Source organism: Prosthecobacter sp. Pr1 (assembly GCF_057652315.1).
In genome coordinates, this window is record NZ_JBYFBS010000030.1 from 15,255 (window position 1) to 41,470 (window position 26,216).

Here is a 26,216-nt window from a genome sequence, read left to right on the forward strand (position 1 = left end):
ATGACAACCCGCGACCTGCTGACCCTGACGAAATTCCGCCTCAGTGCGCTCGTCATCGTCACCACGTTTGTGGGCTTCTGGCTGCGTGCGCCCAAAGGCTTCGACTTCTGGCTGCTCTTTCACACCATTATCGGCAGCACCCTCGCTGCATTCGGTGCCGCCGTGTTCAATCAGCTCATGGAGATCGAGCCCGATTCGCGCATGCAGCGCACTTTGGACCGTCCCCTGCCCTCCGGGCGCGTGAGCCCGTCCGCCGCATTCGGCATCGGCTGGCTGCTCAGCGCCTGGGCGCTCATCCATCTCACCATCCAGGTGAACATGGAGGCCGCAGCCCTCACCGCGCTCACACTCGCGGTTTATCTCTTCATCTACACCCCGCTCAAGCGTCAAAGCGCCACCAACACCCTCGTCGGCGCCGTCTCCGGCGCGCTGCCACCGCTCATCGGCTGGGCGGGTGCCGCCGGGCCGCTGCCTGCGGGTACCGCGCCCCATTTCCGCTGGGAACTCATGGTCGAGCCGGGCGCCATCTACCTCTTCCTCCTCCTCTTCCTCTGGCAGCTCCCGCATTTCCTCGCCATCAACTGGATGTATCGCGATGAGTACCGCAAAGGCGGCTTCGTCATGCTCGCCAACGACGACGAACACGGCGCGCGCACCTCGCAGCACGCCCTCGCCTACGCCGTCAGCACCGTGCTGCTGATGTTCTATCCCGTCTATGCCGGCGCTGCCTATGCTTGGTGGTTTCTGCCCCCCGCCCTCCTCCTCAGCGGCTGGCTCTGCGTGCTGGCGCTTCGCTTCAATCGCCAGCCGGAACGCGTGACCGCCCGCAAACTTTTCTTCTGCACGCTGATGTATCTCCCGGGCATTCTGACCGTATCCATCATCGCCTGGAAACACGCGTAACTGCACCGCCATGAACGATTCCCCCGCCAAAGCCAAGCTCAGCCCCTGGACCATCTGGGTGCCCGTCATCATCGCCGTCCTCGGCCTCGTCGTCTTTTACAACTACCTCATCTACCGCTCACGCATCGACAACGACGTGAACCGCCCTCCGATCCTTGGCCGCCTCGAAAAAGACCTCGAACTCACCGAGCGCAGCGGCAAGACCGTCCATCTCGAAGATTTGAAAGGCAAGGTCCTCGTCATCTCCTGGGTTTTCACCCGCTGCCCCCGTGGCTGCGCTGCCGTCATCGCCAAGCTCAAGAAACTGCAGGCGGAATTTGCCAATGAGCCCGGCCTCCAGTTCGTCAGCTTCACCCTCGATGCCGATGACACACCGGAGATGATGAAAAAATTCGCCAGCGGCCTCGGCATCAAGGACGACGCCAACTGGTGGTTCGTGAACGGCGAGAAAGACGCCGTGCGCAAGTTCATGACCAGCCAGGCCCAGTTCCGCCCCGTGCAGGACATGCCCGAGGCCGACCGCCTCTCCCCGGATGACAAATACATCCACGACCTCCGCGTCGCCGTCATCGACCACCGCGGTCACGTGCGCAGTCTGGCGGACATCCTGAATCCCGACCCCGAATTCGCCAAATTCTGGGATGAAAAATTGCGCAAAGACCTCCACTACCTTCTCAACGAACAGAAAAAGGCCCCTTACGTACCCGCTGCCTCGAAATAAACCATGGACGTCACCGAACTCCCCAAGCTCTACACGATTTTCAACGGCTGCGCGCTGCTGCACATCATCCTCGGTCTGACGATGATCAAGCTCGGCCACAAGAAGCCGCACATCGTCAGCATGATCATCGCCCTGCTGTTCTCCACCGCGTTCCTCGGCTGCTACCTCTATTATCATTACCACGCAGGCCACGTGAAGTTCGCCGGCACCGGCCTCACCCGTCCGATCTACTTCACCATCCTCTTCACGCACATCCCGCTCGCTGTGCTTAGCCTGCCGATGATCATCATGACCGTCGTCCCCGCCCTGCGCAGCCGCTTCGACAAGCACAAGCGCATGGCCAAATGGACCGTCCCCGTCTGGCTCTACGTCTCCGTCACCGGCATCATCGTCTATCTCATGTGCTACGTCTGGTACGGCCCGCCCATCCGGGCATAGGGGGAGGAACCTCTTCAATCAGCAATCCCTGCTCATCAATCCTCAATCGCGCACACCCAGGGGGCTCCGATTCCAGAAAATTGAAGATTGTCGAACAATCGATTGTTGATTTTCGAAGTTCCAAACCACCGATAAGAGAACTCTGGATCAATCTCTGCGCCCGTCCCACCTCTGCGGTTGTCCATTTCCAGCACGCTTGGGCTTCGGTCTGGTTTTCCGTGTATTCCGCGTGTTCCGTGGGCCGTCCCCTTCGTTTCGAGGTTCCACGCTGCACACCTCACGGTGCAAAATCAGCGCCTCCAATCTCCGGACATTCCTTTGCCAAATCATTCCTTTGCCGAAAATCAGCGCTCCCTCAGCCCCCCGATAGCCGTCCGCAAAACTCGCCCCTTGGTGCCGAGCTTCAAGGCGTTCCAGCTTACCGCAAAGGCAGCAGGAAATTAAATCCATCTTCTGCCCCCTCTGCCTCTCCGCCCCTCCGCGGCAAAACCGAACGTCCCTTCGACATGCAAACAACGCATCCTCCCTCGCCCGCCGCCCTCACTCCTCAAACTTCCACGACTTCCGCTTCGCCGGCTTGAGGTCCGTGCGTCCGTACTTCTTCCGGAACACATCAAACACCACGTCGGACCCATCCGCCTTCATCTGGTGCACCATCTGCAAGAGGACTCCCAATCGTCCTTTCGGAAAACCCGCCTTGTTCGCAAACCACCCCAGATACTCCGCCGGAATGTCATAGATTGGCACCCCGTTCGGCGGAAAATGCTGCGGCCCATACTTCCCAAACGGCATGAACGTCCGCCCGATCTCTTCCAGATCAGCGCGCATCCGTGCAGCAAGGTCGTCCATGCGCACACAATACCCGTGGCCAGAAACCACGAAACCAGAATTCCCCACGACGAAGCCTGAAATCGCCGAGCAATATCAAGCCACCCTTGATCAGCGCACGATTTCCTTCGCCCCAAGACACCGCAGACCCAGCGCACGTATTGTAGTCCCGCCTTTAGGCGGTTCCGGGCGAACGTCCACAAACTCACCCCTCCCTCACTTCAGCCCCGCATACGCCTCGCGCAGCAGCGCCTCCGTCATCTCCCAGTCAATGCACGCATCCGTGATCGACTGCCCTCGCACCAGCTGATCCAGCGGTTGCGGAAACTTCTGGCTGCCACCCACAAGGTTGCTCTCCAGCATCGCGCCAATGATGGCCTTCTGCCCCGCCACACGCTGCCTCACAATTTCACGAAACACATCCGGCATCCGGCGGTGGTCCTTCGCACAGTTCCCATGGCTCGCGTCGATCATGATCGCCGCCTTGAGCTTCGCAGACTCCAGCCCGTCAATCGTCTCCCTCACATCATCCGCACCATAGTTCGGGCCGTCTTCTCCCCCGCGCAAGATGATGTGGCAGTCCGGGTTGCCACTCGTCGTCACCGCAGAAGCCACGCCATCCTCGCTCACCCCCAGAAAAGTCTGCGGCTGCATCGCCGCCTTGATCGCATTGATCGCCGGCATGATGTGCCCAAACGTCCCGTTCTTGAAACCCAGCGGCATCGATAAACCCGACGCCATCTGCCGGTGCGTCTGCGATTCTGTCGTGCGTGCGCCGATCGCACTCCAGCTGATCAAATCCGCAATGTACTGCGGCGTGATCGGGTCCAGCAGCTCCGTCGCCGTCGGCATCCCGAGATCCAGCACATCCCGCAAAATCTTCCGCGCCAGTCGCAAACCCGCCGGGATGTCACAGCTCCCGTCCAGATGCGGATCCATGATCAGCCCCTTCCAGCCCACCGTCGTGCGCGGCTTTTCAAAATACACACGCATCACGATGCAAAGCCGGTCCTTCAGCTCCTCCGCCAGCGCCGCCAGCTTCCGCGCATACTCCAGCCCCGCCTCAGGATCATGAATCGAGCACGGACCAAGAATCACAAGGAAGCGCGAATCACGGCCAAACAGAATGTCCCGAATCTCCTGCCGTGATTTCGCTACAAAAGCGGTTTGCGCGTCAGTCGGCGCGATCTCGCTCATCAGGCTGCGCGGTGAAGGCAGCGGAACGTTGGAGGCAATGTGGAGGTTGGCAGTCTGGCTCATGGTCATATTCTTCAACTCGGCTCAGCCTCAATGGCAAGCAGATCCACCTCGTTCTCGCTGGCGACGACAAACCAGATCCGCAGGCGAAGCGGCGTGCCGTCATCGTGCAGAAACCGCGTGGACTCGGCCACACGTAGTTTTTCGGTGTCTGGAACCAGCGGAAAATCATCCGCCAGCCGTGCGATGGCCCAGAGAAGACCGGCGAGCACATCATCCATTCGCTCGCTGCTCCCCAGCCGCGCCACCTGCCACGCATAAAACTCGCTTTCTCGCAGTGTGTAGAGGTTAGACATGCCAGCCGCGTTCCCGGATGAGTTCACGCGAACGTTCGATGGCGCGGTCCGTCAGCGTTTCGTCAGAAACATTGGTCACTTGTCGCGGCACCTCGGACTGGCCCGCCCAGGCATCTGAAACGAGCTTTTTAAGCCTCGCACCGGGTTTGCCGGGCTGCGAATGCCACCAGTGCTCGAAGGCGTTCATCTCTTCGAGGCTGAGGCTCTCCACGGCGGCCTGGATTTCAGCGAGCTTGGACATGGTGGCAGTTTAGTTTTCCGCTCTGGATTTGGCAACCCTTCTTCAATTTTCCTGCACCACCGGATTCTTCGGCTTCAGCACCGCGTACAGCACCACGCTGATCACAATGATCCCTCCCGCAATCAACGGCGCGATCTGCATGGAAGCGTCAGGGCTTGTGACAGCGCTGTGAATGCGCGTGTAGATCAGCGAGGCGCAGGTCAGAGCTCCCAACACCGGCACGAACATGGGTGGCTCAAACCCTCCCTGCGGCTCTCCCGGGCGGCGCTTCAGCACCACCAGGGCGATGTTCACCACGGTAAAGACCGCCAGCAGCAGCAGCACCGTAGATTCCGCCATTTGTTTCACACCACCGCTGAGGATCAGCACAGAAACAATGCCAAACAGCACAAACACCGCCACATGCGGCGTGTGCCGCTTGGGATGCACACGGCCCAAAACAGCGGGCAGCAGCCCCTGCCGGCTCATGCCATACAGCAGGCGCGATCCCATGATGTAGTTCAGCAGCGCCGTGTTGCCGATCGCGAAAATCGTGATGCCCAGGTACAACTTGTCGATGCCTCCCAGCCAGGGCGCGGCCCGATGCGCCACATCCATCAGCGGTGTTTTGCTCGCGGCTAGTTCACGCCACGGCACCACCGAGACCGCAGTGATCGCCACCGCCATGTAAATAAGCGTCGCCAAAATCATCGCGCCGATCAGGCCAAACGGCACATTCTTCCGCGGGTTTTTGACCTCCTCACTCACATTCAGGATGTCCTCAAAACCGATGAACGAGAAAAACGTCAGCACCGCCCCCTGCATCACCAGCGCCAGCGTGATGCCGGAGCCCGCCCCGCCAGCCACCGTGTCTTTGGCCGTTTCCAGATAGTTCACGCCGCCCCAGTACCGGGCGCCCACCGCGATGATAAAGAGCAGGCCCGAAGCTTCCACCACCGTGCAAAGCACATTCAGCCACATGCTTTCACGCAGGCCGCGATAAATCACGCACCCCACGAGAAACACGATCCCGATGGCCACCAGCTTGATGTCCAGCGCAAACCCAAACGCCTTCTCCAACTGTTCCGCGATCGCCTGGGATCCGGTCGCCATGCTGGTTAGACCGCTCATCATCACCGCGATTCCCACCACGTAGCTCAGCAGCGGCTTGCGCAGGCCATGCTGCGTCACATAGGCCGCGCCCCCGGCTCTTGCATAGCGGCTGCCCACACACGCATAAGACAGCCCCGTGAGCATGGCCGCGATCATCGCCGTCAAAAACGCCAGCCACACCGCATTCCCCAAGGAATCCGCCGCGCGCCCGATCAGCGCATAAATGCCCGCTCCCAGCATGGACCCCAGCCCATAAAACATCACCTGCCAGCCACCGATGGTTTGCTGCAGAGAGGGCGGTGAGTCGGTCTTTGAAGAAAGCGCGGCGGGTTCCATGCCCTGCTACTAGCCGAGATCATGCCGCGCTGGAAGATAAAAAGCAGCCGCCCCCATCGCGTCTTTGAGCGATGAGAGCGGCGCACGAGGTTAACACACAGGTCAGTTTACAGCACCGGGATCTGGCGCGGCTTCGCCACTTCCTTGAGCGGCAGGCGCAGCGTGAGCACGCCATCTTCCAGCTTCGCCGTCATCTGGTCCTCGCTCACAGGTGCGTTGAGACGCAGTCGGAGCAGGTAGCTGAGCGGCGACAGCTCGCGATGGAGCGCCTTCATGCCTTCCGGCACGGTCGTGCTGCGTTCACCGCGCACCGTGAGGATGTTTTGCTCAAGGTCGAGCTTCACATTGCTCTTCGGCACGCCCGGCAGTTCGACGCGGATTTCAAACGCTTCGGCATTGCCATTGACGTTGTAGAGCGGTTTGCGCAGGGATTCGGTGACACCGGAGGTGGCGGGAGCGCTGGTTCGGGGGGAGCAGGTAGTGTTCATGATTTGTTAAGAATGGATTTTGGGATGGGTGTGGATCAGATCAGTTCAGCGTGATGGTGCGTGGCTTGCTGCGTTCCTGCTTCGGCAGGGTCACCGTCAGGATGCCGTCTTCGAGCTTCGCGACGATGGCGTCTGCGTTGACGATTTCTGGCACGGACACCGAGCGGGTGAGGCTGTAGGAGCTTTCCTTCTCGCCGTCCTTCTCACGCTTTTCAGCAGAGACGGTCAGCATGCCGTTGTTCAGCTCGATTTTGACATCCTCCTTCTTCACGCCCGGCACTTCAAAGCTGGCGAAGTAGTTGTCTTTGTCTTCATGCACGTCCACGGCCAGCTTGTCACCGGCCACGCCGGGGAAAACCTCACCAAGGTTGTTGATGAAGCTGCTCAAGGATGGCAGTCCGGCCAGCGGATGGCGGAACCATTCGTCGAAGTCGGAAACGCGGTTGAGGCTGAAGGGGTTGGTTCGGATGAGTTTCATAGCTTGGGTGGTTTGGTTTGAGTTTTTGAGTCGGAAGATTCTTTCCACCTCATACCCGTGCATCAGCCGTGCCAGACACCCCTTCCTCCAATCAACTCATTGCAAATCAATTATCTAAACCAATTCACACTCTTCCCACCCGCCCTCAAGATGTGCCATAAACGGCACGTCCTGTCTCTCCAGTGAGACATTTTTGCCAATTCAAACCAGTCCTCAAAATGACGGGCCTCAATGGCACTCATTTCACCCATGTTTCGCTCACTTTGACACCACTGCGCCCTGAGTTTTCTCTTCTGACTGTCGCAATCTTTCCCCACTCCACTCCGCGACACACCAGCCCCAACGGGGCTGCGGAGTTGAGCCCAGGGTCAGCCGAGCCTCAGCGAGGCTGACCCTGGGTGATGCACCATCAGTCCGGGAAGCAAACCCAGCACTCCGCCGCATCTTGTACTCAACAGCAGCGTCTGCAATGAGCTCCGCCCCACAAGAAGAGTCCCGCCTGCACCAAAAAGTCACGATCAATGTCCTTAAGCGTCTCCGCCGCCGGACATTGTGACAGGCGTTTTAAGAACCGCCCTACGCCTTGGCTGCTTTCTTCTTGGCCTTCAGGTTCAGCATCTCCACCATCATCGAAAAGCCCATGGCGAAATAAATGTAGCCCTTCGGAATCTCGAAATGAAGCCCTTCACCAATCAAGGCCGTGCCGATGAGAATCAGAAAGCTCAGCGCCAGCATCTTCACCGTCGGATGCCGTGTCACGAACTCACCCACCGCTCTGGCAAACACCATCATGAATCCCACGGAGATCAGCACCGCCGTCACCATGATGGAAATATGCTTCACCATGCCCACAGCGGTGATCACCGAATCGAGCGAAAACACAATGTCCAGCAGCGCGATCTGCACCATCACCGCGCCAAATGCGGCTCCTTTGCCCACACTTTTTCTCACCTCTCCTTCAGGGTCGCCTTCGAGTTTTTCATGAATCTCATGCGTGCTCTTGTAGATCAGGAACAGGCCGCCAAAGATCAGCACCAGATCCTTCCCGGTGATCGAATGCTCCAGCACCGTAAACAGCGGCGTCGTCAGCGACATCACCCAGGTGATGGAGAGCAGCAGCAGGATGCGCGTCAGCATCGCCAGTCCCAGACCTATGAAGCGTCCGCGCGGACGGTCCGCCGCCGGCAGTTTGTCCACAAGGATCGAGATGAACACAATGTTGTCGATCCCCAGCACAATCTCCAGCACGCACAGCGTCAGCACCGCGATCCACGCCTCCGGATTCGCAACCCAGGAAAAGTCGAGCACGTTCAAATTGGCGGTTACAGCAGCGGCAGCGTTGGCAATCATCGGGCCGCGACCCTAGCGGAAAATACCGCATCAGCAAACTCCACGATGAATTTGCTGCGGCACGCAGGCCCGCATGTCTGGCAGCCACCGAATCCCACGTCCTTTGGGTCACTTACGTCACTTTTGTCCTCCACACGAAGAGCCGCACCAGAACCAGCAGCTTCAATCACAGGCCCCACCTCTCGCCACCTCATGCAGTAAAAAATTTTCCAATATCGAAAACCCGTTCATAGATGCGCCCATGCCGCCCGCCAGCCTCGCAGATCTCGAAGAACGCCTCAGCCGCCCGACACCTGCCGTCATTGAAATGATGAGCCAGCTCCCCGGCGACATCATCATCCTCGGCGCCGCAGGCAAAATGGGCCCCTCCCTCGCACGCATGGCCAAACGCGCCAGCGACGAATCACGCACACCGCGCCGCGTCATCACCGTCTCACGCTTCAGCTCGCCGGGATCAGCGGAGGAATTCCAGCAGCATGGCATCGAGGTCATCGCCACCGACCTCCTCTCCGCCAACGCCGTCGCCTACCTCCCGCATGCGCCCAACGTCATCTACATGGCAGGCATGAAATTCGGCTCCACCGGCCAGGAATCCATGACCTGGGCCATGAACGCCTGGCTCCCCGGCCTCGTGTGCGAGCGCTACCACCGCAGCCGCATCGCCGCCTTTTCCACCGGCAATGTCTATGGCCTCGTCCCCGTGGAGCGCGGTGGCAGCCGCGAAGAAGACGCACTCAATCCCAAAGGCGAATACGCCATGAGCTGCCTGGGCCGCGAGCGCATCTTCGAGTACTTCAGCCAGACCCGCGGCACCCCCGTCTCCCTCATCCGCCTCAACTACGCCTGCGATCTCCGCTACGGCGTTTTGGTCGACATCGCCCGCCAGGTCTGGAACGGCGAGCCCGTGGACGTCACCATGGGTTATTTCAACACCATCTGGCAGGGCGATGCCAACGCCCTCTCCCTCCTCAGCCTCGTCAAAGCCCGCAGCCCCGCCTGGGTCGTCAACCTCACCGGCACCGCCACCCTCAGCGTCCGCGAAGTCGCCCATACCTTCGGCAAACTCTTCGGCAAACCCGTCCAGATCACCGGCCAGGAAGCCCCCGACGCCCTCCTCAGCAATCCCTACCGCAGCTTCGTCGAACTCGGCATCCCCTTCATCCGCGACGAAGAACTCACCGAATGGGTCGCCCAATGGATCTCCACCGGCGGCGAATCCCTCGGCAAACCCACCCACTTCGAATCCCGCGACGGGAAGTTTTGAAGGCGGGAACAAGGACGAACAACACTCGACAGGGATCTTTCCCATCCAATACTTGAGCGCATGAGTGCTGCGCGGAAAATCTGGTTCTTCATCGCCACGCTCTACGCCATCACTTGGATTGGTGGCTTTCGTCTCCATTCTATTGCTTTGAAAAAGCAGGCGCAGTCACTTTATGACGAAAGCCGTAAAGCTGAGGCTGAAACAGCTGTTGATCGAGCACATCTGGGACTAGCCCCCTATCAATCGGATCTTCTGCCTGGCGGCCCGGTCGCGATAGTTAACTGGTGTATCCCCATATTGCCGGGAGTCTTGATCGCAGACTCTGGATACATCATCGGTTCACTTCGGGGTGGAGGCGGAATCCGGATTTTAATATTTTATGGGTCAGGTTTATGGGACAGCGAACCCATTGGAGGATGGGTCATGTGACCGCTGACAGTAGTTTTGCCTAACGTCAAAATTCTACTTCACCGTTCCGGCATCAGCCAATACAGAACACGCTCACCCTCACCGCGATTCCATTCCTCCCCTGCTGGTTGATGAGGCACCTCTTATACCTCAGCGAGGCTTGGCCCGGAGCTGGTACAGTTCACCACTTGTATTTTCACCCTGCCACGCCATTCTTCATCCATGTCGCTGACTGCCACACATCTCACGCCCGCGCTGATTCTTCGCGAATTAGGCAAGCTGAACGTGGCGGACATCGAAGGCGTCCTGCATAAGCTTCAGATGATTGCTGCGACCAAGAAGGGCGCTCTCAAGGCGGATGAGGCAAGACTTCTGGAAGCGATCAATACCACGCTGCCCACCGATCAACGCACCACTTACCGTCGCCTCTCGACCAAGCGCAAAAATGGCTCACTCACTCCTGCCGAGCATCGTGAACTTCTGCGGCTTTCGGATCTGGTAGAAACCTTGCATGCGCGTCGCGTGCAAAGTCTGGTCAGACTCGCCGCCCTGCGCAAGATCACGGTACCCGAATTGATGGAACGACTAGGGCTGAAATCTCTGACTTCCCATGCCTGAGCATGTCAGCGCGGCACTACGGCGAATCGTCCGCACCCGCGCCCAGGGACGTTGCGAGTACTGCATGACTCCGGAGGCCTATGCACCGGAGTCATTTTCAGTGGAACACATTCTCCCGCGCAGCAAGCGTGGCAGATCCACAGCTGACAACCTCGCTCTCTCCTGCCAGGGCTGTAACAACCACAAGTTCACCCGCATCCGGGCTGTCGATCCCGTGACTGAACTAATAGTGCCACTCTACCATCCTCGCCAGCATGCGTGGCATGACCATTTTGTCTGGCTGCCGGATGCGCGGCGGCTGCTCGGCATCTCACCCACAGGGCGAGCAACGGCGGAAATGCTGCGGTTGAATCGCCCCGGCTTGATGGGACTGCGCGAAGCTTTGATCGCCCTCGGCGTCCACCCATAGTCTGTCCGCGCTACCAGATCACTCCACCTTTCCCGGCCTCCGCCACTACAGCAGGCCCACCCTCACCGCGATCCCATTCGCCCCCCGGTTCTATCGCACTGCCGCTCTCACCGCTTCGCCCCAAAACAATACGCATACTTGTCCGAGCGCAGGAATATCTGGCCATCCGACACTCCCAGGCTCGCGTTCGTCACACTCACATCATCCGCGATCACGTTCGTTGCCAGCACCTCAAATTGCGGTTTGGCCGCAAGCACCACGGAGCCTGACTGGCGGCTCGTATAGTACAGCCGGTCGCCGCTGAGCAGCGGCGTCGCATACCAGCGGTCGCGCTTCTCCTTCATCAGGGGCTGCTCATAGACTGTTTCCCCGGTCTTCGCATCCAGACACGTCGCCGTGCCGCGCGTGTCATTGACGAAGTAGAGATGCCCCCCGTGGTACACCGGTGATCCGACGTTCGAGCCCTTCTGCACCTGCCAGACAATGTGAGTCGCGGTGACATCGCCCTTGCCACCAGCGCGTACGGCAAAGGCCTTGCCACCGCCACCGAGCACAAACACCACCCCATCATGCGCCACCACCGACGGGCACAGCTCAGCAGCCTTGATGCTTTCGCAGGACCACAGTTCTTTGCCGTCCTTCGGATCAAAGGCGCGCAGTTTGCCGCTGGAGTTCACCACGAGTTCATCGTGATCTCCCACCTTCACAATCGTCGGCGTGTTCCATGAAGCCGGGAAGCCCGTGGCGCTCCAGACCGTCTTGCCCGTCTTGCGATCCAGGGCGAGCAGTTGATTGCTCTCCAGCGCCGCGTTCACGATCAGCAGATCGCCATACAGGATGGGCGAGGTCCCCACACCCCAGGGATGCGGCTTTTCACCCACACTCACATCCCACACCTTTTTGCCGTCCATCGTGAAGGCAAACACTCCCGCGTTGGCCATGAAAAAGAACACGCCCTTGCCATCAGTGACCGCCGAGCTTGACGCATAACCATGCATGGTGATGTAGCTGCCGTTGTAGGCCGTTTCCGGCAGATCGGTCTTCACCGGGTAGTCCCACAGAATCTTGCCGCTGCGCTTGTCGAGGCACAAGGCATGCCGTGTCAGCTCGCTCATGTCTCCGGGCGCTTTGATGTCCACGCCATAGCCGCTGTAGCTGGTGAGGAAGACTCGCTCCCCGCTCACAATGGGGCTTGATGAACCCGGTCCCGGCAGCTCGGTCCGCCACACCAGATTCTCCTTCTCGCTCCACTTCAGGGGCAGGTTCGTTTCGGTGGTGACACCGTCGCCAGTGGGCCCTCGAAACTGCGGCCAGTCGGCGGCGTGAAGAGACGAGACGAGGTAGACCAGAAGGAGGCGGTGCATGTTGGATGGAGCAATACTGCTGAAGCCTGAACGACGGGTGCCCGGGGTTCTTGCAAACCCCAGGCTCACAGCACTCTCTTGGCGTGGCAATGAACTCCGGTGACGCGACCGCCATCCTAGGTGGCACCCGCAGGCAGATGAAAGCGGGCCTGAGATTTCTCCGCGCCACTCCAATTCTACTCCGCCGCACCCGGCCTCAGCCAGTACAGCACGCTCATCCTCACCGCGATCCCATTCTCCACCTGCTGATTGATCAGGCACCGCTCATAATTCATCCCCGCATCCGTGATCTCCACCCCGCGGTTCACCGGCCCCGGATGCATCAGGTGCAGTCCGCGCTCGCGCAAAATTTCCACCCGCTCGTTCGTCAGCCCATAGTTACGGTGGTACTCAGCGGCGCTTGGAATCAGCGGCTCGTCGAGGCGCTCGCCCTGCACACGTAGGAGATAAATCACATCCGGCTTCCACTCGAAGGCATCATGCCAGTTGCCAAACTGCGGGATTTCCGCCGGCACCTCGCGCGGCATCATGGATCCCGGGGCAAGATAGGCCACCTCCATGCCGAGGCGGCGGAAAATCAGGCTCGTGCTGCGTGCCACACGGGAATGTTGAATGTCGCCCACAATTAAAACACGGCAGCCGCTCAGGTTTTTGTGAATCTCCCGCAGCGTAAACGCATCCAGCAGCGCCTGCGTGGGGTGCGCGTGCCAGCCGTCCCCGGCATTGATGACGCTCGCACGCGTGTTCTTGGCGATGAGATTCGGCGTCCCCGCCTGCTTGTGCCGCACCACGATGTAGTCCACCCGCATCGCCTCCAGCGTCTCCACCGTGTCCAGGATGGACTCCCCCTTCACCACACTGCTCGACTCAATGTCAAAGTGTGTCACGTCCGCAGAGAGGCGGCTCGCCGCCACTTCAAAGCTCGACCGCGTGCGCGTGGAGGGTTCGTAAAACAGCGTCAGCATCGTCTGCCCCTTGAGCGTGGGCACCTTCTTCACGCTGCGCTTGAAGAGGTCCTTGAACGGCACGGCGTTGTCGAGCACGAAGGCGATTTCAGCGTCCGTGAGCGAGGCGATGTCGAGGAGGTCTTTGCGCGGGGTCATCTCGGTGAGGCTTGGGTTTGCACGGTGCAGGCGTCCTCACCGTCCACCTCGGTAAAGCGCACCGCCACCCGCTCTCCGGGGGCCAGGGTGACTTTGAGGGCGGAGAAATCCGGCTGCACAGGAAATTCACGGCCGCAACGGTCCACCAGCACGGCCAGCTGCACCCGTTTGGGGCGGCCAAAATTAAGCAGCTCATCCAGCGCCGCACGCACGCTGCGGCCGGTGTAGATCACCTCATCACACAGCACCACATTGAGGTCGTCGATGTCGAAGGCGATGTCGGACCCCTCCAGCTTCGGCACCATCTGAAAGGTGCTCAGGTCATCGCGATACTGCGTGATGTCGATCGTGCCCAGGAAGACCTTCACGCCACCAGTCTTTTCGATCTCCGCAGCAATGCGTTTCGCCAGCGGCACCCCGCGGGTGAAAACACCCACCAGCGCGATGCTCTCCGCGCCGGGATTCGCCGTCAGGATGCTTTGCGTCAATGCCTGCACCCCTGCGGCCATCTGGGCCTGTGTGAGTAGCGTACGTTCATTGCCGGGCATGGTGGAAAAGGGTGCGCGGACAGTCCGGCGATTCACCGTCTTGTCAAATCGGGGGATGGCAGCACCGGCACAGAAGTTTCGCCCCTCCACACGCCTCCAGGGTTGCAAAGCAGCCGCGCATTTGATTTGATACGCCCATGCAAAGATTCCCCCGTGCCATTTTGATGCTGGCCCTCCCCGCCCTGCTGGCCAGCTGTGACATTCTCCGCGAAAACAAATTGCTGATCACCACGCACGTGCAGACGGACCAGCTGGAACATCAAAGCGAGCTCATGCCAGTCACCATCGCCGGCCAGCAGATGATCTTCAAAAAAGTCCCCGAGTTCAGCCAGCGCAGCATCTCCGGCTTTGAACCCTTCGAAGCAGACAACAACGATGGCTACGGCGTGGTTCTCCAGCTCGATACCAAGGGCCGCACCGCCCTCGATCTCGCCTCCCGTCAGTACGTTGGCATGACCTTCCTGACCATGGTCAATGGCCTGCCCATCGACCTGATCGAGATCGACAAGCCGATCACCGACGGTCGTTTCACCATCTGGCGCGGACTCTCCAAGCAGACGATTGATGAAATGGACAAGTTTTACCCGCGCATCAAATACATGAAATCCTCCTCCCGCTGGATGGACGACATGCTGCCGTCCACCTCCAAGGAAAAAATGAACTCTCGCAGAGATGCCAAGGCTCTGGAGGCCGCCGAAAAAGCCGCTGCACGTGACAAAGAACTCGGCATCCTCCCCAAGGCGCCCAAGCCCAAGACCAACGACATCCCGCTCGAAGGCTACAAACTCCCCGGCACCTGATGTTGCGTCTCGCACTTTCATTCTCACTGCTCGGCCTGCTCACGGGCATCTTGCCCGCGCAGCAGCTTCGGCTGCCCACCGCCAACCACGCCCTGTTTGACGCACCTGCGGAGTTCTTCCAGTTCGTCGACCGCGACTTCGACGGTGCCAAGACCACCCCCTGGGAGGGCGGCCAGTTCGGCTTTGTCCGCGATCCCCGCCATATCGGGGGTCGCATCGCCTACGCACGCTTTCACGAAGGCCTCGACATCAAACCCCTCCAGCGAGATGCCAAAAGCAATCCTCAGGACGAAGTCGGTGCCATCGCCGATGGCGTCGTGGCTTACGTGGCCGCCTCGTCCGGCCTGAGCAACTACGGCCGCTACATCGTGGTGCAGCACAACTGGGGCGGCAGTCCGTTTTTCTCCCTCTACGCCCATCTTGCCTCCGCTCAGGTCAGTGCCGGGCAGAAGGTGAAGGCAGGCACCACACTGGGCATTCTCGGTTACACCGGCAGCGGCATCGACCAGCGCCGCGCCCATCTGCATGTGGAGCTGAACCTCTTTCTCTCCAGCCGCTTTGAGTCCTGGCACAACGCCAATTTCCCCACTCCAAACCATCATGGCCTCTACAACGGCCTGAATCTCATCGGGCTCGATCTCCAGTCGCTCTACCTCGCGCAGCAGAAAAATCCCGGCCTCACCCCCGCCAGTGCCGTGCGCGCCACGGAAAGCAGCTACCGCGTGGCCGTGCCGGGAGATGCCGAGATGGAAATCCTCAAAAACTACCCCTGGCTGCTCGATGGTCCCCGTCCTTCAGGCAAACCCGCAAGCTGGGAGGTCACCTTCAGCCGCTGGGGCCTTCCGCTCGCCGTGAAAGCCTCCTCGACATCCGTTGCCGCTCCTTTCGTCACCTGGGTCAAAGACGCCGGCATCCCCCACTTTACTCACACCCGTGGCTGCGTCACCGGCAGCGGCAGCACCGGCAAGCTCACCACCGAAGGCCTCCGCTTTGTAAAACTCGCCACCGGCTGGTTCTGATCGTAGCGCAATCGTCTCGATTGCAGGGGCTCACTCCGGCCGATAAAACCGGCCCATGTGCTCCAAGATCTTCGCCCGCAATTCATCCCCGTCGATCGGCCCATTGTGGCGAAAAATCACCTCGCCGCCCGGCGCAACCACCAGCGTGTGCGGGATCGGTCCCGGCCACTCCGGATCCAGCGCCTTGATCAGCTCCTCCTGGCTCGCCTCATTGAAGACATAGGCGTTGCCCTTGCGCCCCTCCGCCTTCAGCGAAGCCTTCAGCTTGTCCGGTACGATCGCATTGTGCTTCTCCAAAAACGCCTTCACCTCGTCAACGTTCTTGGGGTCGTCCATGCTGATGCTGATGAACTCAAAATCACGCAGTCCAAATTTGCGCGATGTCGCCACCAGCTGCGGAAACTCCTCAACACACGGCCCGCACCACGTCGCCCACACATTGAAGAGCCGCACCTTCTTCGTGTCGTTCTTCCGCAGCGCCGCGATCCCCTTGGCATCAATCAGCTCCACCTCCACCTCGCCCTTCTCCCACTTCTCATTGTCAGCAGCGAGCTGCTTGCGCTTGTCGATCCATTTGGTCGAGCACCCGTGTGGCTTCGTCACCTCCACCGGCACCGCTTTTCCCTCCACCAGCGCCTCGATGGCATTGCGTGCGTCAGGCGCCGTCACCGTCGCCTCATCCGCGTGGCGTGAATCATCCAGCCGGCCCTGATACCGCAGCTTGCGCTCCTTGTCGAAAATGAAGACATGCGGCGTGGCCAGGCAGCCGTAGGCAAGCGCCGTCTTTTGCGTATCCCCATCGTAGAGGTAGGGGAAAGTGAACCCCTGCTCCTTCGCATGCAGTTTCATCTCGGGAAAACTGTCGTTGTACTTTGAGTAGCCCAGCTCATCCGGCCGCAGCGCAGCGGGATCATTAGGATTGATCGCCACCACCTTCAGCCCCTTGCCCTTGAACTCCTTGAGCAGCTTCTTGATGCGCCCCTCCACCGCCTGCGAAGTCGGACAGTGGTTGCTCAAAAACGCCACCATCAGCAGCTCCGCGTCCTCGTAATTCTTCAGCGTGTGCTTCTCTTCATCGATGCCCACAAGATCAAAATCCGGTGCCGCATCTCCAATTTTGAGCTCATGAAACCCCTCCGGCATCGCCGACTTTTTCCCCTTCGCCGTTTCAGCATGGACAAGGACCGGAAGCAGGACGGTCAGCAGGATGAGGGCGAACTTGTTCATGGGCTGGATCATTCGTTTTTGGCCGTCTGGCATTTCCAACACACTTCAAACGAGGCAGGATTGGATTCTTTGCAGGCAGGACACAGCCATTCTTCAGCAGTACAAACTTCCTCCGACTGATGCGGCAGCAGCAGCGCGCTTGCCCGCTCAAAGTCGGCATCCTCCACCAGACAAAGAGTCGGCTGCAGCGGACCGATGAAAATATTGGTCAGCTGAGAGGTCGTTTCATTGCGGATAAAACAGGCAATGCCCGCCTCTTCGAGGATCGACCTGAAAAAGCCGAGCCGCGTCGAATCAATGCTGGTGATGAGGTCGCGCATAATCAGGCCTCACACCTCAAATTCATCCGCCGGATCAAACGGCGGCATCGGCACATTGATGATTTTCAGCTTCCCCACCGCCCGGTGCACACACCCCGGCCGGATCATCACCGTCGTCATCGGCTTCAGCGGCACGATCTGCCCATCCACCTCCAGATGGCCCTCGCCCTCCAGCACAATGTAGATCTCCGTCATCTTCTTGTGGTAGTGCGCCTTCGAATCCGCATGGATGTCCGTCAGGTGCACCGTGGCCAGCGTGTTCCAGTCCTCCTTGAACGCCCTCCTCGCCTGCCCACAAGGACAAGGCGTCGGAGGAATTTCATCCAGCTGGGCAACGGCAAAACGAGGTTCAGTCATAAAATGAGCTAGGACGAAGAATTATTCGCGGTGGTGTTCTTTGGCAAATGCTGCGGCATCACGGGCGCCATGGAGGACATACAGGATGCGGACACTTGGATTGCCAGGCAAGAGGCGGTAGTAGATGAGATAGTTGGTGTATTCCGGGACGGTGATCATGCGGATGCCCTTTAACGTTTGGCGAAGTGGAGAGTACTCGGTTCCCATCTGCGGCTGGCGGGCAAGGGCATCATACATTCCAGTGATCGCTTCGATCACCTCATCGGCTGCTTTGGGATTGTCCCGGGCAATGAAGGTGGCAATCTCCTCAAGATCGACCATTTCCACCTCCGGGTGAATCTCATAGGGCAAGTCAGCCATGATGAGATTCACGCTGGATTCGGGCCAGTGCCCTTGCCATGACGCGCTCTTTCAGCGCCTTGGTATCGGTGATGGTAATGAAAGGCCCCTTGTCCCGTTCCTCCAAAAGATCTTCCAGACGCTCCTGCTCTTCCGACGTCATGCCTTGCGCAGTTTCATGACCGTCATGCTCCAAGCTCACCGACAGATAACTCACGATGAATTCCTCCGGAGTCTCCCGCACAATCTCAGCCTTGCGGGTGAGAAGCGGCATGAGCGTTTCCGGAACGTCGATGATGAGCTGTGGCATGAAAAAAGAATAACCTGTTTCCGCCGGGTTACACCCCCAATTTTACAACGCCGCCAGCGCCGCCGCAGCCACCTCCGCCGTCTGCTCCAGATCATCCCGGCTGTGCGCCATGCTGATGAAACCCGTCTCAAACTGGCTCGGCGCAAAGTACACCCCATGGTCCAGGCAGTAATGGAAAAACTTGCGGAACGCCGCGAGATCCGACGTCTTCGCGTCCTGCAGATTGTGCACCTCCTTCTCCGTGAAGAACAGACAGAACATGCTGCCTTTGCGGTACCACCGGTAGTTCAGCCCCTTCTTCTTGAGCACATCGAGCACTGCCGTCTCCATCACCTGTCCCAGGTTTTCCAGCAGCGCATAGCCGTTCTTCTTCTCCAGCTCGCGCAGCTGTGCCAGACCCGCCGCCAGCGCCACAGGATTGCCGCTGAGCGTCCCCGCCTGATACACCGGCCCGATCGGCGCGAGGTAGTCCATGATGTCCGCACGCCCGCCAAAAGCCCCCACAGGCAATCCGCCGCCAATCACCTTGCCAAGGCAGGTCAGATCCGGCGTGATCTTCTCCAGCTCCTGCACCCCGCCTTTGGCCAGACGGAAGCCCGTCATCACCTCGTCGAAAATCAGCAGCGCACCATGCTTCGTCGTGATGTCCCGCAGCTTCTGTAGGAACCCCGGCTTCGGCAGAATGAGGCCCGCATTTGCCGGATACGGCTCCACGATCACGCACGCGATCTCATGCCCCTGCTTCTCAAACAACTCCTCCAGCGCCGCCTCGTCATTAAACGGCAGCACACTGGTCAGTTCCGCAAATGCCCGTGGCACCCCCGCGCTGTCCGGGTTCCCATGCGTCAGCGCCCCGCTGCCCGCTGCCACCAGCAGGCTGTCCGAGTGCCCGTGATAGCACCCGTCAAATTTCACCAGCCTGTCGCGGCCCGTGAATCCACGCGCCAGACGGATGGCAGACATCGTCGCCTCCGTGCCGCTGCTCACCATGCGCACCTTCTGAATGCTCGGCACCCATTCACAGATCGTCCGCGCCATCTCCACCTCATACAGGTTCGGAATGCCAAAGCTCACCCCGTCCTTGGCCGCGTTGTGGATCGCCTCGATCACGCTGATCGGCGCATGCCCGAGAATCGCCGGTCCCCACGTGCCCACGTAGTCGATCAGGCAGCGGTCATCCACATCGTAGATGCGGCAGCCTTTGGCGCGCCTCACGAAAAAGGGATCACCGCCGACGTTGCGGAAGGCGCGCACCGGCGAGTTCACTCCTCCGGGAATGTACTGCTTGGCGAGGTCGAAGAGCTTGGTGGAAAGGGGTCCGTTTGGCATGGTTTGGGGTGGAAAGGGATACGCGGGAGATTTTATGCGTCGAACAAAAGGTTGCTCCGAACCGTCTGAGTCGGCTATTCTCAGCCCAATTCCCGACCACCCTGCCATGAAAGCGTTCTGTTTGGTTCTCCTCGCCCTCTGTACCGCTCAGGCCGCCCAGGCACAGTCGGCCACCTCTTCCCCACGCAATCGGTCCTCGCTGGCCACTGTCGAGCCCGGCACCTTTGCCGTGGAAGGCATGACGCCCAAGCCCATCGTGCTCAAAGTGCAGATCGAGGCCCCCGTCTATCCCACCAGCAAGCTTCAGGGCGCACTCGGCTCCTTTGCCCCCGGCTCTCTCGTCACCCTCCTGGCCATGTCAGACACCGCCTACCGCGTTCGCGGCCGCGCCCGTCATGGCGACGTCGCAGGCTGGGTGCTCAAGACAGATGTCCTCTCGGCCGACCCCAATCTCAGCGCGAACCTCAAAAAACTCTACGAGCGCACCAAGCTGGTCGATGAACTCATCCAGCACAAACAGGTCGCCCTCGGCATGACCAGCCAGGAAGTGCACGCCTCCTTGGGCAAACCCGCCCGCAAATCCAGCAAGATCACCGCCGCAGGCAAGGAAGAGCGGCTGGAATACGCCATCTACGATCAGGTCCCGCAGACCAGCACCGGCGTCAATGCCTTCGGCCAGATCGTTCAAACCGTCGTCTACATCCGCGTCGAAGTCGGCACCCTCGGCCTGAGCTTCAAAGACAACGTGGTCTCCGAAATCGAAGAGACCAAAGGCAATCCCCTCGGCGGTCGCGGTGCCATCACCGTGCCACCCCCCGTCGTCGGCTTCTGAGCCAGTAGCGTCGAGTCAAAGCCCCCCATTTGGACTGCGGTTGCGCAGCGACGAAGGAGCGCAGCTACCGCTTTCGCAGGCCGTTCACCTCACTCACACCACGAGACACTGCGCATAAAAACAGCGCCCATTCGTCATTCCTCCCCACCACCTCCCTCACCCTCTCCGCCGTCCACCCCGCCGCCCGCAGACTGCGAAGCGACCGCGCATCATCCCGCTTCGCCAGCCGCTTCCCATTCTCATCCGTGATCAGCCTGTGGTGCCACCAATCCGGCACCGGCAGTCCCAGCAGCGCCTGCAACAGCCGGTGCAGATGCGTCGCCTCCAGCAGATCCTCCCCCCGCGTCACCAGCGTGATCCCCTGCAGCGCATCATCCACCACCACCGCCAGGTGATAGCTCGCCGGCGTGTCCTTCCGCGCCAGCACCACATCCCCAAACACATCGGGCCGTGCCGTGAAAACCCCGCACCCCCGGTCCCTCCACAGCAGCTCGCCGGATACCAGCCCCACCGCCTTCGCCACATCCAGCCGCAGCGCATACTGCTCCCCCGTCGCCATTCGCTGCTCACGCTCTTCCGCGCTGCGATTCCGGCAAGTCCCCGGATACAACGGCCCGTCCGGTCCCTGCGGCGCATTCCCCGCCCGCGCGATCTCCTCCTGAATATCCCGCCTCGTGCAAAAGCACGGATACAGCACCCCCAGCGCTTCCAGCTTAGCCAAAGCCGCGCGGTAATCCTCAAAATGATCCGACTGCCTCCGCACCGGCATCTCCCACTCCAGCCCCAGCCACGCCAGATCCTCAAAGATCGCCCCCTCATACTCCGGCCGCGCCCGCGTCCCGTCGATGTCCTCCAGCCGGATCAAAAACCGCCCGCCCGCCGCCTTCTCCTGCGCAAACAACGCCGCATACGCATGCCCCAGATGCAGCCATCCGGTGGGACTGGGGGCGAATCGTGTGACTTCAGGCATGGACATCAAATTGTCACAACCCGCACCTCTTGGCCTCTTTTTTTGCACGGCTCGACAAATTCATCCATATCGTTTTCAGAACTGATTCCAGAAAGCGCCTGAGTCCCAACCGCCGTGAGTACGTAGTTCGGGATCGTAGCCCGTTCTGGAAGCCCCGCATCTCCCCAAACCTGCAAACAAGCCAGCGCATGTATTGTAGTCCCGGCTTTAGCCGGAATCTGGAAGCTCAGTTCGTGCAAACGGCTCCAGAATAAACTCCCCAGTGACTCTCCCTCCCACTATTCAGACTCTTGAGTTCAGTTACTCTACGGCAAACCGAATATCCCCAAGCTCGCCATCCCGGAAATGAGTTTTGCGAATCGCGACAAACGCCCCAAACTAACCCCCATGAATCTCGCCGACCTCGTCTCCCACCTCGACACCGAACTGCGCATCGCCGAGATCGCGGACTACTCCAACGCCCTCAACGGCCTCCAGCTCGAAAACCGCAAAGGTGAAGTCACCAAGATCGTCGCCGCCGTGGACGCCACGCTGCCCGTCATCAAAAAAGCCGTCGCAGCAGGTGCTGATTTGCTCATCGTCCACCACGGCATGTTCTGGACCGGCCTCCAAACCTGGACCGGCCCCGTCTTCCAAAAAATCCAAGCCGCCCTGGATGCCGGCCTCGCCGTTTACAGCTCCCATCTCCCGCTCGATTTCCATCCCACCCTCGGCAACGACGCCGTCCTCGCCCGCGCCCTCGGCTTCGAACCCTCCGGCAACTTCATGAAAACCAAGGGCTCCGAAAACGGCGCCAAGATCGAAACCGAAATCAGCCGCGATGAACTCGTCACCCGCCTCGCCACCGCCACCGGCGCCCGTGTTCACCTCTGCCCCGGCGGCCCCGCCATCTGCCGGAAAATCGGCATCATGACCGGCGGCGCAGGCTCCGAAGTCGCCACCGCCGCCAAGGCCGGCATCGACACCTTCATCACCGGCGAAGGCCCCCACTGGAGCTACACCCTCGCCGAAGAGATCGGCGTCAATCTCATCTACGGCGGCCACTACGCCACCGAGACCTTCGGCGTCAAAGCCCTCTCCGCCTACATCGAGCAAAAATTCGGCATCCCCTGGGAGTTCGTCGACCACCCAACCGGCTTGTAATACCATGAGCAGTTAAAAAGGGTCTGGATAAAAGGGGTGCTTATTTTGAACCACAGAGGCACGATGGACACAGAGATTTCCAATCAAGTCTCTGTTTCAGATCTCTGCGTTCATCGTGCCTCTGTGGTTGATTCATTGCTGAGTTGCGACACCGACCCATTTTCCAATTGATCGTGGTATAAGCACAGCCTGCGTTTGAAAACCAGACTATGGCTGCTTTCCAGCCCCCACCCGCCTCAGCGCTTCCGCCAGCACCTGCCCCACTCGTGCGGTCTTTCGCGAGATCACCCTGATCTGCCGGCTCGGTGCAGGACGCAGCCGCACATAGCGCAGCAGCTCATCCTTGGGGCAGCCGTCGATCGCCATTCTTGGTATCAAGGTCACGCCCTGCCCTGCACGGATCAGCGCCTTCAGCGTCTCAATGCTCGCCGCGATGGAATGCTGTGCCGTCGGCCCGCCCTTCGCCACACAGAAGGACAGCGCCTGATCCCGCAGGCAGTGCCCGTCCTTCAGCAGCAGCAGCGGCTCCTGCGCAAAGTCATGCGGCGTGGGCAGCTTCTTCTTCGCCAGCGGATGGCTCGCCGCCAGCGCCAGCAGCATCTCATCCTCCTGCAGCAGCGTCTCCTCCAGCAAGGTGTCCTCCACCGGCGTGGCAATGATCGCCGCATCCAGCTCCCCGCGTGACACCGCCTGCACAAGGTTCGCCGTCACGTCCTCCACCACCCGCACCCGCGTGTGCGGATGCGCCTTCTTCATCGCCGCCAGCACCCTGCCGCTGAGGTAAGGCGCGATCGTCGGAATCATCCCCAGCGTCACCTCACTCGGCATCCGCCCAGGCTCCAGCGCTGCCCCGTCCAGCAGCTCCTGTCGGCACCGCAGGATGTGCCGCGCCCGCTCCACAAAGGCCTGCCCCGTGGCCGTGATCACCACCCGTCGGCTGGTGCGCTCGATGAGCTGCACCCCCAGCTCAGCCTCCAGCTTCTGCAGCTGCAGACTCAGTGCGCTCTGGCTCGCATGACAATGCGCCGCCGCCCGCCCGAAGTGCCCGTGCTCCGCCACTGCCACCATGTATTCCAGATCACGAAAGGTCATGCCCCACTCATTTCCTACTCATGAGTTTTGTCAATCAATCCTGCCGGTTTTGCAAATTGGATCAATCAATCGAATCCGGCACTGTCCTCACGTCACCACAACACCTCACCATGAAACCCACTTCCAAACTCTTCACCACCATGATGACCACCACCCTCCTCGCCGGCAGCCTGCCCGCTGAAGTCCTCACCCGCGACAACGGCGCTCCCGTTGGCAATAACCAAAACTCCAAGACCGCAGGCCCCGGAGGACCGGTGCTCTTGGAAGACGTCCAGCTCATCCAGAAGCTCCAGCGCTTCGACCGCGAGCGCATCCCTGAGCGCGTCGTCCACGCTCGTGGCACCGCCGCCCATGGCGAGTTCGTTTCCACCACCGACATGTCCGCCGTCACCCGCGCCGCACTCTTCTCCGGCGGCCAGCGCAAGACGCCCGTCTTCGTCCGCTTCAGCAGCGTCATCCATGGCAACCACTCCCCCGAGACCCTGCGCGATCCACGCGGCTTCGCCACGAAGTTCTACACCGATGAAGGAAACTGGGACCTCGTCGGAAACAACCTCCCCGTCTTCTTCATCCGGGATGCCATCAAGTTCCCCGACATGGTCCATTCCCTGAAACCCAGCCCCTATGACAACCGTCAGGACCCCAACCGCTTCTTCGACTTCATGAGCCACACTCCGGAGAGCATCAACATGTGGACCCATCTCTTCAGCAACCTCGGCACCCCCGCCGACTATCGCCACATGGATGGCAACAGCGTGCACGCCTACAAGTTCGTGAACGCCAAAGGCGAAGTCACCTATGTGAAGTTCCGCTGGATCAGTCAGCAGGGCGTGAAAAACCTCACCGCCGCCGAAGCGAAGCAGGCCCAGGCAGACGACTTCAACCGCTACACCACCGACCTCTATTCCGCGATCGAGAAAGGCGACTTCCCTAGCTGGGAACTCCGCGTGCAACTGCTCAAACCGGAGGAGCTCGACAAGTTCGACTACGACGCCCTCGACGCAACGAAGCAGTGGCTCGGCGTGCCGTGGCAGGCCATCGGCAGGATGACGCTGAATCGTCTGCCGGATAACTTCTTCCAGGAAACCGAACAGAGCACCTTTGCCCCCTCAAACCTCGTTCCCGGGATCGAAGCCAGCGAAGATCGTTTGCTTCAGGGCCGCCTCTTCAGCTATGCCGACACGCATTTCCATCGTGTGGGGCCGAACCACATGCAGCTCCCCATCAATCGCCCCCGCGCCGTGGTTTCCGCTTACAATCAGGATGGCGCCGCGAACAGCGGCAACACCAAGGGTGGTGTAAACTACCAGCCAAGCAGCACCCCGCATGCCTACACGGATGTGGCGGAGTACTCGTCCAGCACCTTGCCGCTCACCGGCACCACTCAGCAGCGCCCGATCAAGAAGACGCTGAACTTCCAGCAGGCCGGCGAAACCTTCCGCGCCTTCAGCAAGGAAGATCAGGAGCACCTCATCATGAACTTCGGCGGCGACCTGAGCGTCGTGAAAAATGACGACGTGAAGACCCGCATGGTCGCCTTCGCCTACAAGGCGGACACCGACTACGGCACCCGCCTCGCCAAAGCTGTCGGGGCCGATCTGGCAAAGGTCAAAGCCCTCGCCGCCACGCTCATCGAGTAATCCCACCCCGAACCACGGCTCCCTCGCTCCTCGGCAAGCTGCGATGGCGGGGGAGCCGCACTCTCCCCCCGACGATCATGAAACGCTTCATCCCCGCACCCGGCCAGCTTCTCGGCCTCCTTACCATGTTCACCATCCTTTCCATCCCCTTTCTCACGGCCCGGCAGCCTGAATCGCTCCCGGTGGCCGATACCCGCAAGCAGCCCGGCCCCGAACTCACCGAGATCATCTTCAATCACGTCCGCGCAGGCAATGCGGCGGCGCTCCAGCTCTATCTCGAATCCGGCTACACGCCCAATGCCATCAACTCCCGTGGCGACAGCCTCCTCGTGCTCGCCGCTTACAAGAGTCAGCCCGAGATCGTGAAGCTCTTGCTCTCGCAGCCAGGCATTAACGTGAACTTCCAAAACAAGATGGGATTCACCGCGCTCACCGGTGCCAGTTTCAAAGGCGAAACCGACATCATGCAGCAACTCATCGCCGCTGGTGCCAACGTCAACCAGCGCAACCTCAGCGGCCAGACCGCGCTGATGTTTGCTGCTCTCACCGGCCGCTTTGATGCCGTGAAAATGCTGCTCGGTTACAATGCCGACGCCAGGGCTGTCGATGCCAGCGGAAACACCGCCGCCGCTCTCGCCCACCAGCAAGGGGCGGAGGATGTCGCGCAGGTGTTGCGCTGACTTCGTGGGCACGGCA

32 protein-coding genes are annotated in these 26,216 nt (G+C 60.3%); 13 read left to right on the forward strand and 19 right to left on the reverse strand.

The window, feature by feature from the left end; translation table 11 throughout:
- The 3 genes from cyoE to AC24GY_RS27910 are packed head-to-tail and all read left to right on the forward strand — an operon-like array spanning position 1 to position 2,062.
- Positions 1 to 903, forward strand: coding sequence for a heme o synthase (gene cyoE, locus AC24GY_RS27900; protein WP_487689768.1), 903 nt, complete (start codon positions 1 to 3; stop codon positions 901 to 903).
- Between the two features lie 10 nt (positions 904 to 913).
- The gene (locus tag AC24GY_RS27905; protein ID WP_487689771.1) at positions 914 to 1,624 is read left to right on the forward strand and encodes an SCO family protein; all 711 of its coding nucleotides are present in this window, start codon (positions 914 to 916) and stop codon (positions 1,622 to 1,624) included.
- A gap of 3 nt (positions 1,625 to 1,627) precedes the next feature.
- Positions 1,628 to 2,062 carry a DUF420 domain-containing protein gene (locus AC24GY_RS27910; RefSeq protein ID WP_422322678.1) on the forward strand — a complete coding sequence of 145 codons (435 nt, stop codon included), beginning with the start codon at positions 1,628 to 1,630 and terminating at the stop codon, positions 2,060 to 2,062.
- Positions 2,063 to 2,602: 540 nt separating this feature from the next.
- Here AC24GY_RS27910 and AC24GY_RS27915 read toward each other — a convergent pair.
- The 8 genes from AC24GY_RS27915 to AC24GY_RS27950 all read right to left on the reverse strand — a co-directional run bounded on the left by AC24GY_RS27915 (position 2,603) and on the right by AC24GY_RS27950 (position 8,428).
- Complete coding sequence (locus tag AC24GY_RS27915; RefSeq protein WP_487689774.1) at positions 2,603 to 2,911, reverse strand: putative quorum-sensing-regulated virulence factor; 309 nt, start codon at positions 2,909 to 2,911, stop codon at positions 2,603 to 2,605.
- 195 nt (positions 2,912 to 3,106) lie between these two features.
- Entirely contained in the window at positions 3,107 to 4,150 is a 1,044-nt protein-coding gene (locus AC24GY_RS27920; protein ID WP_487689776.1) for a 3-deoxy-7-phosphoheptulonate synthase, read from the reverse strand.
- 11 nt (positions 4,151 to 4,161) lie between these two features.
- The gene (locus AC24GY_RS27925) at positions 4,162 to 4,443 is read right to left on the reverse strand and encodes a hypothetical protein (RefSeq protein WP_422321199.1); all 282 of its coding nucleotides are present in this window, start codon (positions 4,441 to 4,443) and stop codon (positions 4,162 to 4,164) included.
- Entirely contained in the window at positions 4,436 to 4,684 is a 249-nt protein-coding gene (locus AC24GY_RS27930; RefSeq protein ID WP_422321198.1) for a hypothetical protein, read from the reverse strand. Before AC24GY_RS27930 ends, AC24GY_RS27925 begins: the two co-directional genes overlap by 8 nt.
- Positions 4,685 to 4,726: 42 nt before the next feature.
- Positions 4,727 to 6,112 carry an APC family permease gene (locus tag AC24GY_RS27935; protein WP_487689779.1) on the reverse strand — a complete coding sequence of 462 codons (1,386 nt, stop codon included), beginning with the start codon at positions 6,110 to 6,112 and terminating at the stop codon, positions 4,727 to 4,729.
- Between the two features lie 107 nt (positions 6,113 to 6,219).
- Positions 6,220 to 6,600 (reverse strand): Hsp20/alpha crystallin family protein, encoded by a 381-nt coding sequence (locus AC24GY_RS27940; protein ID WP_422321196.1) that lies wholly within the window; start codon positions 6,598 to 6,600, stop codon positions 6,220 to 6,222.
- A gap of 40 nt (positions 6,601 to 6,640) precedes the next feature.
- Positions 6,641 to 7,078: an Hsp20/alpha crystallin family protein gene (locus AC24GY_RS27945; protein WP_422321195.1), complete on the reverse strand. Its 438-nt coding sequence runs from the start codon at positions 7,076 to 7,078 to the stop codon at positions 6,641 to 6,643.
- Between the two features lie 576 nt (positions 7,079 to 7,654).
- On the reverse strand, positions 7,655 to 8,428 hold the full coding sequence (locus AC24GY_RS27950) for a TerC family protein (RefSeq protein ID WP_422319407.1): 774 nt from the start codon (positions 8,426 to 8,428) through the stop codon (positions 7,655 to 7,657).
- A 241-nt stretch (positions 8,429 to 8,669) separates the two neighbouring features.
- On the opposite strand from AC24GY_RS27950, the gene AC24GY_RS27955 reads away from it, so the two are divergent.
- The 4 genes from AC24GY_RS27955 to AC24GY_RS27970 all read left to right on the forward strand — a co-directional run bounded on the left by AC24GY_RS27955 (position 8,670) and on the right by AC24GY_RS27970 (position 11,127).
- Complete coding sequence (locus AC24GY_RS27955; RefSeq protein ID WP_487689784.1) at positions 8,670 to 9,692, forward strand: NAD-dependent epimerase/dehydratase family protein; 1,023 nt, start codon at positions 8,670 to 8,672, stop codon at positions 9,690 to 9,692.
- Between the two features lie 60 nt (positions 9,693 to 9,752).
- Entirely contained in the window at positions 9,753 to 10,121 is a 369-nt protein-coding gene (locus AC24GY_RS27960; RefSeq protein WP_487689788.1) for a hypothetical protein, read from the forward strand.
- Between the two features lie 201 nt (positions 10,122 to 10,322).
- Entirely contained in the window at positions 10,323 to 10,718 is a 396-nt protein-coding gene (locus AC24GY_RS27965) for a hypothetical protein (protein ID WP_487689791.1), read from the forward strand.
- On the forward strand, positions 10,711 to 11,127 hold the full coding sequence (locus AC24GY_RS27970) for an HNH endonuclease (RefSeq protein WP_487689794.1): 417 nt from the start codon (positions 10,711 to 10,713) through the stop codon (positions 11,125 to 11,127). The genes AC24GY_RS27965 and AC24GY_RS27970 overlap by 8 nt, the downstream gene beginning before the upstream one ends.
- A 107-nt stretch (positions 11,128 to 11,234) precedes the next feature.
- Here the strand turns inward: AC24GY_RS27970 and AC24GY_RS27975 are convergent, their stop codons facing one another.
- The 3 genes from AC24GY_RS27975 to pyrR all read right to left on the reverse strand — a co-directional run bounded on the left by AC24GY_RS27975 (position 11,235) and on the right by pyrR (position 14,142).
- Positions 11,235 to 12,491: a PQQ-binding-like beta-propeller repeat protein gene (locus tag AC24GY_RS27975; RefSeq protein ID WP_487689796.1), complete on the reverse strand. Its 1,257-nt coding sequence runs from the start codon at positions 12,489 to 12,491 to the stop codon at positions 11,235 to 11,237.
- Positions 12,492 to 12,667: 176 nt separating this feature from the next.
- The gene (locus AC24GY_RS27980) at positions 12,668 to 13,594 is read right to left on the reverse strand and encodes an aspartate carbamoyltransferase catalytic subunit (protein ID WP_487689799.1); all 927 of its coding nucleotides are present in this window, start codon (positions 13,592 to 13,594) and stop codon (positions 12,668 to 12,670) included.
- Positions 13,591 to 14,142 carry a bifunctional pyr operon transcriptional regulator/uracil phosphoribosyltransferase PyrR gene (gene pyrR / locus AC24GY_RS27985; RefSeq protein WP_487689802.1) on the reverse strand — a complete coding sequence of 184 codons (552 nt, stop codon included), beginning with the start codon at positions 14,140 to 14,142 and terminating at the stop codon, positions 13,591 to 13,593. Before pyrR ends, AC24GY_RS27980 begins: the two co-directional genes overlap by 4 nt.
- Positions 14,143 to 14,279: 137 nt before the next feature.
- Between pyrR and AC24GY_RS27990 the strand changes: the two genes are divergently transcribed.
- Together AC24GY_RS27990 and AC24GY_RS27995 are read left to right on the forward strand one after the other, a co-directional pair.
- Positions 14,280 to 14,942, forward strand: coding sequence for a hypothetical protein (locus tag AC24GY_RS27990; RefSeq protein ID WP_487689805.1), 663 nt, complete (start codon positions 14,280 to 14,282; stop codon positions 14,940 to 14,942).
- Entirely contained in the window at positions 14,942 to 15,961 is a 1,020-nt protein-coding gene (locus AC24GY_RS27995) for a murein hydrolase activator EnvC family protein (protein ID WP_487689808.1), read from the forward strand. The genes AC24GY_RS27990 and AC24GY_RS27995 overlap by 1 nt, the downstream gene beginning before the upstream one ends.
- Positions 15,962 to 15,991: 30 nt before the next feature.
- Here the strand turns inward: AC24GY_RS27995 and AC24GY_RS28000 are convergent, their stop codons facing one another.
- From AC24GY_RS28000 to hemL, 6 genes are read right to left on the reverse strand one after another with little or no spacing between them, the layout of a single operon-like run.
- Positions 15,992 to 17,188 (reverse strand): redoxin domain-containing protein, encoded by a 1,197-nt coding sequence (locus AC24GY_RS28000; protein ID WP_487689811.1) that lies wholly within the window; start codon positions 17,186 to 17,188, stop codon positions 15,992 to 15,994.
- An 8-nt stretch (positions 17,189 to 17,196) separates the two neighbouring features.
- Entirely contained in the window at positions 17,197 to 17,508 is a 312-nt protein-coding gene (locus AC24GY_RS28005; RefSeq protein WP_487689814.1) for a putative signal transducing protein, read from the reverse strand.
- A 9-nt stretch (positions 17,509 to 17,517) separates the two neighbouring features.
- Positions 17,518 to 17,865 (reverse strand): cupin domain-containing protein, encoded by a 348-nt coding sequence (locus tag AC24GY_RS28010; protein WP_487689817.1) that lies wholly within the window; start codon positions 17,863 to 17,865, stop codon positions 17,518 to 17,520.
- 21 nt (positions 17,866 to 17,886) lie between these two features.
- The gene (locus tag AC24GY_RS28015; protein ID WP_487689820.1) at positions 17,887 to 18,237 is read right to left on the reverse strand and encodes a type II toxin-antitoxin system RelE/ParE family toxin; all 351 of its coding nucleotides are present in this window, start codon (positions 18,235 to 18,237) and stop codon (positions 17,887 to 17,889) included.
- Positions 18,218 to 18,514: a hypothetical protein gene (locus tag AC24GY_RS28020; protein ID WP_487689823.1), complete on the reverse strand. Its 297-nt coding sequence runs from the start codon at positions 18,512 to 18,514 to the stop codon at positions 18,218 to 18,220. The genes AC24GY_RS28015 and AC24GY_RS28020 overlap by 20 nt, the downstream gene beginning before the upstream one ends.
- Before the next feature lie 42 nt (positions 18,515 to 18,556).
- A complete protein-coding gene (gene hemL, locus AC24GY_RS28025) occupies positions 18,557 to 19,843 on the reverse strand; it encodes a glutamate-1-semialdehyde 2,1-aminomutase (RefSeq protein ID WP_487689825.1) in 1,287 nt (428 codons plus the stop codon).
- 106 nt (positions 19,844 to 19,949) lie between these two features.
- Here hemL and AC24GY_RS28030 point away from each other — a divergent pair, with 106 nt between their 5' ends.
- On the forward strand, positions 19,950 to 20,675 hold the full coding sequence (locus tag AC24GY_RS28030) for a hypothetical protein (RefSeq protein ID WP_422319436.1): 726 nt from the start codon (positions 19,950 to 19,952) through the stop codon (positions 20,673 to 20,675).
- Positions 20,676 to 20,739: 64 nt separating this feature from the next.
- Here the strand turns inward: AC24GY_RS28030 and gluQRS are convergent, their stop codons facing one another.
- Entirely contained in the window at positions 20,740 to 21,645 is a 906-nt protein-coding gene (gene gluQRS / locus AC24GY_RS28035) for a tRNA glutamyl-Q(34) synthetase GluQRS (RefSeq protein WP_487689827.1), read from the reverse strand.
- 387 nt (positions 21,646 to 22,032) lie between these two features.
- Between gluQRS and AC24GY_RS28040 the strand changes: the two genes are divergently transcribed.
- Positions 22,033 to 22,788 carry a Nif3-like dinuclear metal center hexameric protein gene (locus tag AC24GY_RS28040; protein WP_487689830.1) on the forward strand — a complete coding sequence of 252 codons (756 nt, stop codon included), beginning with the start codon at positions 22,033 to 22,035 and terminating at the stop codon, positions 22,786 to 22,788.
- A gap of 207 nt (positions 22,789 to 22,995) precedes the next feature.
- Here the strand turns inward: AC24GY_RS28040 and AC24GY_RS28045 are convergent, their stop codons facing one another.
- The gene (locus tag AC24GY_RS28045; RefSeq protein ID WP_487689833.1) at positions 22,996 to 23,880 is read right to left on the reverse strand and encodes a LysR substrate-binding domain-containing protein; all 885 of its coding nucleotides are present in this window, start codon (positions 23,878 to 23,880) and stop codon (positions 22,996 to 22,998) included.
- 140 nt (positions 23,881 to 24,020) lie between these two features.
- Between AC24GY_RS28045 and AC24GY_RS28050 the strand changes: the two genes are divergently transcribed.
- Positions 24,021 to 25,520, forward strand: a complete 1,500-nt coding sequence (locus AC24GY_RS28050; protein ID WP_422319466.1) for a catalase — start codon at positions 24,021 to 24,023, stop codon at positions 25,518 to 25,520.
- Positions 25,521 to 25,597: 77 nt separating this feature from the next.
- Entirely contained in the window at positions 25,598 to 26,200 is a 603-nt protein-coding gene (locus AC24GY_RS28055) for an ankyrin repeat domain-containing protein (protein ID WP_487689835.1), read from the forward strand.
- Positions 26,201 to 26,216: the final 16 nt, after the last annotated feature.